This is a genomic window from Zobellia sp. 1_MG-2023, from assembly GCF_030549125.1.
GTDB lineage: Bacteria > Bacteroidota > Bacteroidia > Flavobacteriales > Flavobacteriaceae > Zobellia > Zobellia russellii.
Genome location: NZ_JAUOSY010000001.1, coordinates 909,842 through 922,487 on the forward strand (window position 1 = coordinate 909,842; position 12,646 = coordinate 922,487).

A 12,646-nucleotide genomic window follows, 5' to 3' on the forward strand; every position below is an offset into this window, starting at 1 on the left:
CGAATATACCAATTAAAGTACAATCTTGTAATCTTATTTGCTTGGTAATGTGGCTTTATAAAATACCTGCTGCACTGCAGGTCTAATATTTAGGTTATAAAGATTTCTGTTATCTCTAGTAGGGTTTACCCGATTGGAAAGGAAAATATATACCAGTTGATTTTCTGGGTCTGCCCAAACGAATGTTCCTGTAAAACCGCTGTGACCAAAACTACTGGCACCTACTTCTGGGGCCGGATAAGCTTTGGACAGGGGCAGTTCCGAGTTGTTCAATGAAGGCTTGTCAAAACCAAGACCTCTACGATTGTCATTTTCGGGAAATTGAACTCTTGTAAATTCCTTTACGGTGGCTTCAGATATGTAGCGCTTGCCGTCATAGACGCCATATTGCATGTACATTTGCATCAATTTGGCCAAATCTGTTGCCGTAGCAAAAAGCCCGGCATTACCGGATATTCCACCTAAAAGTGCGGCATTTTCATCGTGGACCCAACCTTGGGTCAGCGTATGCCTAAAAAGGGTATCTACCTCTGTAGGAACGATAAAATTGGTAAAGTCCTTGGTTTTTGGTTTAAACCCCATAGAGGGGGCATTCAGCGGTAAATAGAAATTCTTCTCCAAATAATAGTCATAGGACTCTCCGGTAAGTTGCTCTATTAGTTGCGGAAATATGAGAAATGCAAGTCCCGAATATTTGTATTTCTTTTCAGCAGATACTTTTGAACGGTCAATAAGACGATACATTTTCTTGTTGAACTTGTTTTTAACGAACAAGCCATCATATGCCTGATTTTGAAATCTGAGGTTTGGGGAACTATGAACAAAACGCCGTTTAAGTTTTTTATTCTTTTTAAAAACCTCATTTAGAAAAATAATGTAAGGTTGTAGTCCGGCTTGATGGGCCAGAATTTCCCGAAGCGTAATATCTCTTTTATCCTTTTCTTTTTTCCAACGTTTCCAGTAGTTGCTGAACGGAGCGTCCAAATCAAGTTTTCCTTCATCCACTAATTTCATGAGGGCAGGAAGGGCAGCAGTAATTTTAGTTACCGAGGCCAAATCATACATATCATCTAAAGCCACGGGTTGTATACTGTCATAAGTGTGATATCCGTAAGCTTTATGAAAGATGATTTTTCCGTTTTTGGCAACTAGTACTTGCACACCGGGAAAAGCGTTGTTTTTTATACCGTTAGTTATTATTTTTTGCACGTTCGTGTTGATGTAGCTGGAATCCAGCCCTACATCGTAGGGAGTGCCATAAGTTAAGGCATCCTTTATTCCTAAATTTAAAGGCGTTTTAGTGCCTTCCTGCGCTTGTAATGGCTGGAGAAATATAAAAAGGAATACAAACGATACAATTCTCAAATCTGCTCTTTTAATAAAAACTAGTCCAACAGCCTTACCGCGTCCTTGGCAAAATAACTAGCGATGATGTTGGCCCCGGCACGTTTTATAGCCGTCAGTTGTTCCATAACCACGGCATCATGGTCCAACCAACCTTTTTCGGCGGCAGCTTTGACCATAGCATACTCCCCTGAAACTTGGTAGACCGCAACGGGAACATCAACTTCATTACGAATTTCACGTACAATATCCAGATAACAAAGACCTGGCTTTACCATAACAATATCAGCACCTTCATCAATATCCATCTCGGTTTCCTTTAAGGCTTCGAACCGGTTGGCATAATCCATTTGATAGGTATTTTTATCTTTTGGTACATTTTTAACATCGACTGGTGCAGAATCCAAAGCATCTCTAAAAGGACCATAAAAGGCACTGGCATATTTGGCACTATAGCTCATGATTCCCGTATTTACCAGGCCTTCGTCTTCTAACGCTTCACGAATGGAAAGAATACGACCGTCCATCATATCACTTGGTGCAACAAAATCAGCCCCGGCCAAAGCATGGGAAACGCTCATTTCGGCAAGAAACTCCGCAGTTTCGTCATTCAGAATCTGACCGTTTTCTACAATACCGTCATGGCCAAAGGAAGAATAAGGGTCCATGGCTACATCGGTCATTACCAACATTCCCGGGCAGGCATCTTTAACGGTCTTGATGGCCTTTTGCATCAGTCCGTTTTCATTCAAGGCTTCGGTGCCTTTGTTGTCCTTTAAATTATCGGGCACTTTTACAAATAGAAGAACGGCGTGCAGGCCCATACTCCAAAGCTCCTTAACTTCGGCAGAAAGTAGGTCAAGACTCAATCTATAATAATCAGGCATAGAGTCGATCTCTTCTTTTATGCCCTTACCTTCGGTTACAAAAAGAGGCACCAAAAAATCCTTTGGCGATAAAATGGTTTCACGTACTAAATGTCTAATGGAGTCGTTTGTTCTTAACCTGCGGTTTCTTCTAAGTGGATACATGCTTTTACCTATTTTTGAATAGCCAAAGTTACTTATTATCCTCCTAAAAACCCCAAAACAAACCAACTCTTGACCGAATTGATCCATAGTCTGAAATTTAAATTTGAATGGCGAAGCTATCAGCAAAATTTTCTGGACCATTTTGAGGAGCATATTAAAGACCATCATTTACATGTGGTAGCACCTCCGGGGTCTGGAAAGACCATTTTGGGTCTGGAAGTACTAAGAAGGGTCAACAAGCGGACCTTGGTTTTGGCTCCTACTTTAACCATTAGGAACCAGTGGAAAGACCGATTGGTATCGTTCTTTTTGAAGGATTCGGGGTTCGCGGACTTTTCTATGAACATCAAGGAACCCAAACTTCTCACCTTTTCTACATACCAGTCCTTACATGCATTAAACAAGCGCTTGGCCGACGAAGAAAATCATTCTCTTCTGAAATTCATTAGGGAAAACGGTATAGAAACCTTAGTACTAGATGAGGCACACCATTTAAAAAACGAATGGTATAAATGTTTGATGGCCCTAAAGGAAATTGAGGGTTTAACGGTAATAGCATTGACTGCAACCCCACCGTACGATAGTTCTAGTGCGGAGTTAAATAAGTATTTTGATCTCTGCGGGCCAATAGATGATGAAATTGCCGTGCCAGACCTTGTCAAGAACGGGGACCTTTGTCCGCACCAGGATTTTGTTTATTTCTCCAAACCGTCCGAAGCACAAATACGATACATCGTAGAATACCGAGAGAATATTATTCAGTTTCTTAGTGATTTGAAAGCTGATATTGATTTTCAAAATCTGCTTTTAGAACATCCGTTTTACAAAAATACAGAAGACACGCTTGAGGAAATTTACGGGAAACCATCGTTTCTATCCGCAATGTTAATATTCTTGAATTCTGCCGGAGTTCAGATAGATAAAGAGAAACTACTGTTTCTTGGTTTTGAAGACAAAGCGGTAGACTTTCCGGAGTTAACATATGAGTGGATTGAAATCCTTCTGCAGGAATTGTTGGTGGCTCAAAGAGAAGCTTTAGGAGCTTATGAGGAACAATTGAAAGCTATTGAAAAACAGCTGGGAAGAATTGGAGTGTACGAGAAGAAGAGGGTAAATTTTATTGGCGACGAGCAACTCTACCGCTCATTGGCCAGCAGCCCTAGTAAATTGAATAGCATACATGCTATTCTTGAGAAGGAGTATGAAAATTTGGGAGAGCGATTAAAAGCTGTGGTGCTAACCGATTTTATAAGAAAGGAATTTCTTGATTACACAGGTGAAGCCACGGGAGTTCTTAATAAACTTGGAGTAGTCTCTATTTTTCAATTCTTACGGATCAAATCCAAACACAAGGAGCACTTGGCCATACTAACAGGGTCTTTGGTGGTGCTGCACAAAGCTATTGTTGAAGATTTTGAAAAGGTCCTGGGAGAAGGGGCTTTTGGCAAGCAACCCATGGCTGCGGATGCTGATTTTATTACGATATCGGCTTTTGGAAACGCTAAAAACAACATAGTTGCCGCGGTAACGGAGCTTTTTCAGAAAGGAAAAATAAAAATACTAATTGGTACTAAATCTCTTCTCGGCGAAGGTTGGGATGCCCCGGCTATCAACAGTTTGGTTTTGGCTTCGTACGTTGGCTCTTTTGTTTCTTCTAATCAGATGCGTGGCAGGGCAATCAGAACAGATGTTAACGAGCCTACCAAAACCGGAAATATATGGCACTTGGCCTGTTTAGATCCAACGGTAAGTGATGGCGGAAAGGATTTGGAAAAACTAAAACGCAGGTTCACCGCTTTTTCCGGTGTATCCATTCAGGGAGAGCCCTATATTGAAAACGGATTGGACAGGTTACAACTTCCAGACCATTTTGATGAACATAGCACTTTGGAGGATTTGAACGGATCCATGGTACAAAATGCTTCCGATAGGCAGAATCTTGGAGGGCGATGGCAGCAAGCTATTCAAACGGGCAGTGTGCTGGTGCGTGAAATTAAGGTTCCTTATACACATAAAACTCCCTTTAGAAAAGTAAAGAGGATGCGTTCTGTAGATGCTGCACAGTATTTAATTATTGAAGTGGTAGCGGGTTTGGGCCTGTTTCTCCCTGAGTTTCTTATGAAGAATATAGGAACATTATTAAATAAGGGTATTTTTCAGTTTGTATATTTTTTGCTGGCAGGCGTACTTATTGGTTTTGCCCCAAAAACTTACAAAGCATTAAAGCTATATTTCTTGTTTGGAAATTCTTTTAAAAAGACCAAAAAAATAGGCGCCGCTTTGTTGGACTACCTCTGTAAAACCAACCAGATTCATTCGGGTCCTTCTGGTATTTCTGTAGTGGCCGAACAGAATGCTAATGGTGCATTTGTTTGCTATCTGAAGGGCGCTAGTAATTATGAAAGTACGCTTTTTGTAAACCTAATGTATGAGATATTGGCCCCTGTTGAAAATCCAAGATATTTAATGGTCAATAGCAATTGGTTAAAGCGGAAATGGGGTATTCGTAATTATTATGTGGTACCTCAGGATTTGGGTAGACGAAAAGCGGATGCCCAAAAGTTCCATAGCTTTTGGAAGAAGCATGTAGATGGTTCCAAACTATTGTATACTAGAACGCAAACGGGTAGAAAAGAATTGCTTAAAGCTCGCCTTGCCCATGTAGTATATCAATTTAAAGAAGTTTCGGAAAAGGCGATTACTTGGAAATAATACGTTCGGTATTTTCTCTGCACCGTATCATTTGTTTTAGTTGTTGCCGGTATCCGTAGGCAGACCATAAAGTGGAGTCCTCTTTAATTTCAATCGGGTTTTCATCGGCATCTATAAATCGCTTTGTAGCTCCAACAAGTGGGTGATCTAATCCTTTTATGTTTAGAATGGAGTTGTTTCCCGGAATTACAAGTTCGCCCTCATAATCATAACAGAAAACAAGAACTTTGTCGCCAACCGTAACATCCGTATGATTAAAGCAATCCGTTGTAAAATATTTTTGACTTGCATAACTGTTAGTGCCCATCTCCTTTATCTTGTATACTTCGTCTAAGGCTATGGTTCCTTTTTGAGAAATGTAGAGTGGTGCGGCATCGTGGTTGGCCTTTTTTAAATCTACCACCGTACCTGAAAATACAAGGGCATATTCTTTACCGCAATATCCAATAAAAGGGCCGGATTCTTCCCACCAGTATGTATACCCTACATTTAAGGTATCAGGAGTAAAGCTAATTTCTATATCGCTTTTTGCTTTTTGCTGGGGATTACAAGAAGTAAATAAGGCAATAAGTAACGCTACCAATACTACCTTTAGTAAAAGATTGCCTAGACTAATTAAATAGGAAGTGAGATTAAAGGTCTTCACGAAGATGGAGTGTTTTTATTTTGGCCCTGCTTAATAATCTCCTTCAAACGCTGTTTGCGCGTTTCCTTTTCTAATTTAAGCTTGGCTTTTTTTCGATTTAAAAGCTTGGTGTGCTTGGCTTTGTTTACAGTATTTTTTGCTTTTCCTTTTTTAGGCATAATTTGGCCATTAGAGGTCTAGACCCAATTCTTTGGTTCTTTTAATATTTCTACCAATCGGTATTCTTCTGTCCCGTTTTCAGGTTTATGGTCATAACGCCACTGTACATGTGGTGGTAAGCTCATTAATATACTTTCAATCCTTCCATTGGTTTTCAGACCGAACAATGTGCCTTTATCATGAACAAGGTTAAACTCAACATAACGTCCTCTTCGTACCTCTTGCCAATCGCGTTGCTCTTTGGAATATTCCTGTTCCTTTCGTTTTAAAACAATCGGTACATAACTTTCCAAAAAGCTGTTTCCTACTTCAGTTACAAAATCGTACCAGTTATCCATACGCATCTCATCGGTAGCTTTGCAATAGTCAAAGAAGAGCCCGCCTATACCCCTAGCCTCATTTCTGTGGGCATTCCAAAAATAATCATCGCACTTCTTTTTATAGGTGGAATAGAATTCTGGATTATGGGCATCACAGGCTGTTTTACAGACCGTGTGAAAGTGAACGGCATCTTCATCAAATAAGTAGTAGGGAGTTAAATCCTGACCGCCACCGAACCACTGGTCAACTATATTGCCTTCTTTGTCATACATCTCAAAATAGCGCCAGTTTGCGTGTACGGTCGGTACCATAGGGTTTGTGGGATGCAGCACCAAGCTTAATCCGCAGGCATAAAAATCTGCATCTTCAACGCCAAAATAGGCCTGCATACTTTGGGGCAAAGCGCCATGTACACCAGATATGTTTACGCCTCCCTTTTCAAAAACGGCACCATTCTCTATAACTCTGGTACGTCCTCCACCGCCTTCGGGTCTTTTCCATATATCTTCTTGAAACTTGGCCTTCCCGTCTATTTCCTCTAATTTGGAGGTAATCGTATCTTGAAGGTTTTGGATGTAACTAAAGAATTTGTCTTTCATGAAGAGAAATAGTTTTGTGCGAATTGACTGTAAATTTACGATTTACAGAGGAAGCTATAAAGTAATACGGACTACAAAAAGTTTTTTAGAAGGATTATTGTGAATTTTGAAACGGTTCTTAAGCTCCTAGCTCGTACAGCTCCATGTCCAATGCATCTTCATTGGGTGGTGTATGTTCCTTTAGAAGTGTTTTTTGCCAAATATAACCGCATTTTTCTGCTACTCTAACACTTCCTAAGTTGGTTTTATGTACAATTATTTGAAGATTTTGAAGACCTAGAGCCTGTATGGCGTATTGGGATAAAATTTTTGTTGCCCTGGAAGTAATTCCTTTGCCTTCGTAGTCGTAACCGATACAATAGGCCAGTTCCGCTTGTTTTTTGTCCCAATCTAATTCTTTGATGTACACCAAACCCGTTACTTTACGGCTTTCAGTATCCTTGAGAACAAATAAGAATTCTTCCTTTTTTTGGTACTCACGGACTTTCTGCTCTACAAAAATTTGAGAAAGGGTAGGTGTTAGGTTCTGGGCCAGCGTTTTTGGAAAATAGCGTTGTAGGCGTTTGCTGTTTACGGTTACGAAATCGCAAATGCGCCAAGCGTACTTTTCATGTATGGGTTCTATGGAAAACTGTTCGAAAATGGCAATTGGGCTGTTCTCATTTTCCATAGAGCTCAAACTTTATTTAGCTTACAGGTTTCCACTCTTTTACCGCATCTATAAACGCTTTTGCGTTTTCTACGGGAACATTAGGTAAAATGCCATGACCCAAGTTTACCACATAACTGTCTTTCCCGAACTCGTTGATCATTTGCGTAACCATCTTTTTTATTTCCGATGGTGGCGATAACAATCTAGCTGGGTCAAAATTACCTTGAAGCGTAATCTTTCCTCCGGTCAGGTAACGTGCATTTCTTGCGGAACATGTCCAATCTACACCCAATGCCGAAACACCGGATTTGGCCATATCGCCCAAGGCGAACCAACACCCTTTACCAAAGACAATAACAGGTGTCTCATCCTTTAAAGCATCAATAATTTGCTGAATGTACTGCCATGAAAATTCATTATAATCCGTTGGTGAAAGCATGCCTCCCCAAGAATCAAAAACTTGAACCGCATTAACACCGGCCTTAACCTTTGCTTTTAAATAGGCAATGGTAGTATCCGTTATTTTCTGTAGCAGCTCATGGGCTACTACAGGTTGTGTAAAGCACAATTCTTTGGCCTTATCAAAGGTTTTACTGCCTTGACCTTGTACGCAATAACATAAAATGGTCCACGGTGAACCGGCAAAACCGATAAGTGGCACCTCGTCGTTCAGTTTTTCTTTGGTAGCTTTTATAGCCTCCATAACGTATCCTAAAGTATCGTTTACATCAGGAACAATAACACGGTCCAAATCTTTTTGTGAACGGATTGGGTTGGGTAGGTACGGGCCAAAATTGGGTTTCATCTGCACCTCAATATTCATGGCCTGGGGAATTACCAATATATCGCTAAAAAGAATAGCGGCATCCATTCCATATCTGCGGATGGGCTGTACCGTAATCTCAGAGGCTAGTTCCGGGGTCTGACAACGCGTAAAGAAATCATACTTTTTTCTGATTTCCATAAACTCTGGAAGGTATCTTCCTGCTTGACGCATCATCCACACGGGTGGACGGTCTACTGTTTCGCCCTTAAGGGCCTTAAGAAATAGGTCGTTCTTTAGTGACATAGATATAAGTTAACCCCATGAAACGGAACGTCCGTTCGTGGTTCTATTCGTAAAAATAATTAATGCTTTCCGTAGGTTTGGTTCACCAGTTCAATAACACTTTCTACAGTGGGTATTTTGGCTACGTGAACCGTTCCAAAGTGTTTCTTTGCTTCGGTAGCCGTAGTTTCTCCAATACAATACGCTGTTTTGTTAGGTGCGTTTTTTTGCAAATAACTCGTAACCGTAGATGGACTAAAGAACATTACACCTTCAACAGTTTCCTCAACTTCTGCCGGTGCATGCTTGGTGGTGTATGCCTCTATCTCATTAACTTTAATGTTGTTTTCAGCAAGTATAGCGGGCAGATCATCAAGCCTTAGGTTACTGCAGAAATAAGTAACCTCGGCACCTTCCATATACTCTACTAAGTACTCGGCTAATTTTTTAGCATCTTTTTCCTGATGAGTAACAGGACCAATGTATTTCTTTATCATGCGTTTGGTCTTTCCTCCAACACAATAAATATTTTTAAATTTCAGCTCTTCCGGAGATATGCTCTTGATAAGTGCCTCTACAGCATTCTGACTGGTAAGCACTACATTTTGAATTTCTTTTTTCAATACAAGTGTAGAAATTCGGTTCGGGCTTATTTTAATGAAATCTTCCGATTTTACTTTAATATCCGCATCAAAAAGTTCTTCTTGGGCGGGTGTTAGGTTCCTTGTGGAAAATATTTTAGTGTTTTCTACATTGCCCGTTGCATTAGTCATCAATAGCTTGCCGCCACGGCTAAGAATACTGTTTGCACAATCTTTTGCCAGATAGGAATGTTTGCCCAATGGCGCAGTAAATTCCGCTTCTAGCTTTTTCTTCCCGTCTACGGTTAAAAGTACACCTTTGAGGGTTACTTCGTTCTCTTTGTTTATGGTAGCAATCGCACCTATGGGCGCCGAACAGCCTCCTTCTAAAATACGAAGAAACTCACGTTCTAGTTGCGTACATATTTCCGTGGGCCTATGATTTAGTTCTGCACAGGCTTCACGAACAAATTCATCTTCTTCTTTGGCCACCACCATAATAGCTCCTTGCGCAGGGGCAGGTACCATCCATGTAAGTCCAATTGTATTTTCCGGTTCCAGACCAATACGCTCCAGACCTGCAGCGGCGAATATGGCGCCGTTCCAATCGTTGTCCTCAAGTTTTTGGTAACGACTGTTAACGTTTCCGCGAAGGTCTACCACGGTATGGGTAGGATATCTATTAAGCCATTGGGCTTTTCTTCTGAGACTTCCGGTAGCAATGATTGCATCCCTTTCCCCAAGAAATTCTTCGTTCTTTTTAAAGGCAAGGATATCCAGAAAGTTGGCGCGTTCCAAAACCGCTGCCTGAACAATACCTTGTGGCAGGGCGGTAGGCACGTCTTTCATGCTGTGAACGGCAATATCAATATCATCGTTCAGCATAGCAACGTCTAGGGTCTTGGTAAAAATACCGGTAATGCCCATTTCGTACAACGGCTTGTCAAGAACAAGGTCGCCTGTAGATTTTACGGAAATTACTTTTACTTTATGGCCTAAAGCTTTGAGTTTGTTTTTGACGGTATTTGCTTGCCATAGCGCTAATTCGCTATCGCGTGTACCAATTCGTATGACCTTGCTCATGGAGTGTCGAGTTCGAGTTGAAAGACTTTTTGAATAAGTTCTAGACTAGTGTCTGAATCGACATTATCGTCTTTAAGATGATTTGCGAACTGCTTCGTTATTTTTTGAATGATTCTGTTTGATATTACATCTGCCTGTTGCTCGTTAAAGTCCGATAGTTTTTTGGATTGATAGTCCATTTCTTCGTCTTTCATGGTTTTGAGCTTCTGCTTCAGGGCTTTAATGACAGGGGCAAATTTTCGGGTTTCAAGCCATTGGATGAAATCTCCTTTTACCTCGTCTATGATAACTTCCGCTTCTGGAATGAACTGTTTTCTTCTTTCGAGCGTATCGTCCGTAATTTGGGAAAGCTGATCTAAATGTACCAAAGTAACGTTATCATGTTCTTCTACCGTTTCCGAAACATTCTTGGGAATGGAAAGGTCTAAGATTAAAAGAGGTTTCTTGGTGTGGATAAGATCTTTTGAAATTGTTGGGGATTGTGCTCCCGTAGCAACAATTAATACATCGGTAGACCTAATTTCAGTTTGGAGGTCCCCATAGTCCTTAACTACCAATTGAAATTTACCGGCAATTTTTTCCGCTTTGTCCTTGGTACGGTTAATAAGGGTAATATGTGTGTTTTTGGTATGCTTGATAAGGTTTTCACAAGTATTCCTGCCAATCTTTCCAGTACCAAAAAGTAAAATATTCTTTTCTGAAATGTTTTCAACATTTTCCATAATGTACCGTACCGATGCAAAAGAGACCGATGTAGCGCCAGAGGAAATTTCCGTTTCGTTCTTGATGCGCTTACTGGCCTGAATGACCGAATTGCAAAGTCGCTCTATAAACGGATTGGCAATACCGTGCTTTTTGGAACGGTTAAAACTTGCCCTTAATTGGCTTATAATTTCAAAATCACCTAAAATCTGACTATCCAATCCTGTGCCTACTCTAAAAAGATGGCTAATGGCGTCATTGTTTTTGTACACGTAGGCTACCTCTTGAAATTCTTCAACAGAGCCGGCGGTATTATCACAAAGTAATTTTATAAGTTGAAAAGGATGCTGTGCAAAACCGTTCAATTCCGTTCGGTTACAGGTAGAGGTCACTAGAAGCCCGTCAATACCCAATTCACCAGCTTTGGATAGGATGCGTTCCATAGCGGCATCGTCCAAACTAAATTTGCCACGAACCTCGGCATCAGCTTTTAGATAGCTTAAACCAATGGTGTAGAACGAGTTATTTTTTGAAATGTGGTAATCTTTCATGAAAGCTCTTTCAAAGCGGAAACAAAAATAAGAGGCTTAACGCTATAAAAATAACGCTAGAGGAACAATAAGTGTCGTTGAGGGTTTTTTTAGTTATATATGAATGTAAATCCGTTGAAAACCAGTATTTTTGTAGGAAATACTGTGCTTAGCGATGTATCTATTTAGAACGTTTCTAAATAAAAATAAACCAATTCATGTTTCATATGGAAGCTAAAAATACCGCTCAAGGTTCATTTCAAGAAGTGCTTATAGAGGATGGGTTTTACGTGCTCAAAATTCAAAATGATACCGCAGAAACCCAAAATGTGGTACGTGATATAGATAGTAGTTTTATACAATTTCATTTTTGTTTAAAGGGAAATGCCAAGTTCATTTTTAATGAAGGAAGGTACAACCTTGAAGTGTCCGAAGAAAACTCTTTGTTGCTCTATAACACGCAGATAGACCTTCCTATGAACCTGCAGTTGGCCCCAAATTCTTGGTTGGTTTCGGTAGTGATGACCATTCGTAAATTCCATTCGCTCTTTTCCAAGGAGGCAGATTATATTCCCTTTTTAAGTGCGGACAACAAGGATAAAAAATACTATGCGCAAGAAGGTGTAAGTCCGGCAATTGCGGTTATTCTTAGTCAGATGATGAATTACAACCTTCACCCCTCTATAAAAGAGTTGTACATAAAAGGAAAAGTGTACGAGCTTATTTCTTTATACTTTAACAAAAGTGATGATGCGGATATAGAACAGTGCCCATTTTTGGTAGATGAGGATAATGTGCGCCGTATACGTAAAGCCAAGGAAATTGTTATCTCTCGTATGGCGGAACCTCCTACGCTAACAGAGCTTTCTGAAGAAATTGGCTTGTCCTTAAAAAAATTAAAGGAAGGTTTTAAGCAGATTTATGGCGATTCCGTGTTCAGCTTTTTATTCGATTATAAAATGGAATATGCCCGTAAAATGTTGGAAACAGGGCAACACAATGTTAATGAAGTAGGACTTAAGGTGGGCTACAGTACAGCTAGCCATTTTATTTCGGCCTTTAAAAAGAAGTACGGAACCACTCCCAAAAAATACTTAATGGCCTCTGCAAATAATTAATACGGCAGAATTAGAGTATCACTTTTGTCATTTTTATATAATTGAAGGTGTCTGCGTTTTATTTTGTTAATAACCTTCGGTAAAAGGTTCATTTTTATCGATGAAATTTCTGAATTTTGC

At 40.2% G+C, this 12,646-nt stretch carries 11 protein-coding genes; 2 read left to right on the top strand and 9 right to left on the bottom strand.

Annotated features, from left to right (window positions below):
- Window positions 1–33: 33 nt before the first annotated feature.
- Both Q4597_RS03730 and hemB read right to left on the bottom strand, forming a co-directional pair.
- Complete coding sequence (locus tag Q4597_RS03730) at window positions 34–1,365, bottom strand: serine hydrolase (protein ID WP_303404768.1); 1,332 nt, start codon at window positions 1,363–1,365, stop codon at window positions 34–36.
- A gap of 20 nt (window positions 1,366–1,385) precedes the next feature.
- Window positions 1,386–2,375 (bottom strand): porphobilinogen synthase, encoded by a 990-nt coding sequence (gene hemB / locus Q4597_RS03735; protein ID WP_215436460.1) that lies wholly within the window; start codon window positions 2,373–2,375, stop codon window positions 1,386–1,388.
- A gap of 69 nt (window positions 2,376–2,444) precedes the next feature.
- On the opposite strand from hemB, the gene Q4597_RS03740 reads away from it, so the two are divergent.
- On the top strand, window positions 2,445–5,087 hold the full coding sequence (locus Q4597_RS03740; protein WP_303404769.1) for a DEAD/DEAH box helicase family protein: 2,643 nt from the start codon (window positions 2,445–2,447) through the stop codon (window positions 5,085–5,087).
- On the opposite strand, the gene Q4597_RS03745 is transcribed toward Q4597_RS03740, so the two are convergent.
- The 7 genes from Q4597_RS03745 to hemA form a co-directional block, all read right to left on the bottom strand.
- Entirely contained in the window at window positions 5,074–5,733 is a 660-nt protein-coding gene (locus Q4597_RS03745) for a hypothetical protein (protein WP_303404770.1), read from the bottom strand. The genes Q4597_RS03740 and Q4597_RS03745 overlap by 14 nt on opposite strands.
- The gene (locus Q4597_RS03750) at window positions 5,730–5,891 is read right to left on the bottom strand and encodes a hypothetical protein (RefSeq protein WP_289037988.1); all 162 of its coding nucleotides are present in this window, start codon (window positions 5,889–5,891) and stop codon (window positions 5,730–5,732) included. The genes Q4597_RS03745 and Q4597_RS03750 overlap by 4 nt, the downstream gene beginning before the upstream one ends.
- An 18-nt stretch (window positions 5,892–5,909) precedes the next feature.
- Complete coding sequence (hemF, locus tag Q4597_RS03755; protein WP_303404771.1) at window positions 5,910–6,812, bottom strand: oxygen-dependent coproporphyrinogen oxidase; 903 nt, start codon at window positions 6,810–6,812, stop codon at window positions 5,910–5,912.
- Window positions 6,813–6,930: 118 nt separating this feature from the next.
- On the bottom strand, window positions 6,931–7,482 hold the full coding sequence (locus Q4597_RS03760) for a GNAT family N-acetyltransferase (protein WP_303404772.1): 552 nt from the start codon (window positions 7,480–7,482) through the stop codon (window positions 6,931–6,933).
- Window positions 7,483–7,498: 16 nt separating this feature from the next.
- Window positions 7,499–8,533, bottom strand: a complete 1,035-nt coding sequence (gene hemE, locus Q4597_RS03765) for a uroporphyrinogen decarboxylase (RefSeq protein ID WP_303404773.1) — start codon at window positions 8,531–8,533, stop codon at window positions 7,499–7,501.
- A 59-nt stretch (window positions 8,534–8,592) separates the two neighbouring features.
- On the bottom strand, window positions 8,593–10,176 hold the full coding sequence (gene hemC, locus Q4597_RS03770; protein WP_303404774.1) for a hydroxymethylbilane synthase: 1,584 nt from the start codon (window positions 10,174–10,176) through the stop codon (window positions 8,593–8,595).
- Window positions 10,173–11,429 (bottom strand): glutamyl-tRNA reductase, encoded by a 1,257-nt coding sequence (gene hemA / locus Q4597_RS03775; protein WP_215436442.1) that lies wholly within the window; start codon window positions 11,427–11,429, stop codon window positions 10,173–10,175. Before hemA ends, hemC begins: the two co-directional genes overlap by 4 nt.
- 206 nt (window positions 11,430–11,635) lie before the next feature.
- Between hemA and Q4597_RS03780 the strand changes: the two genes are divergently transcribed.
- A complete protein-coding gene (locus Q4597_RS03780) occupies window positions 11,636–12,526 on the top strand; it encodes a helix-turn-helix transcriptional regulator (protein ID WP_215436440.1) in 891 nt (296 codons plus the stop codon).
- Window positions 12,527–12,646: the final 120 nt, after the last annotated feature.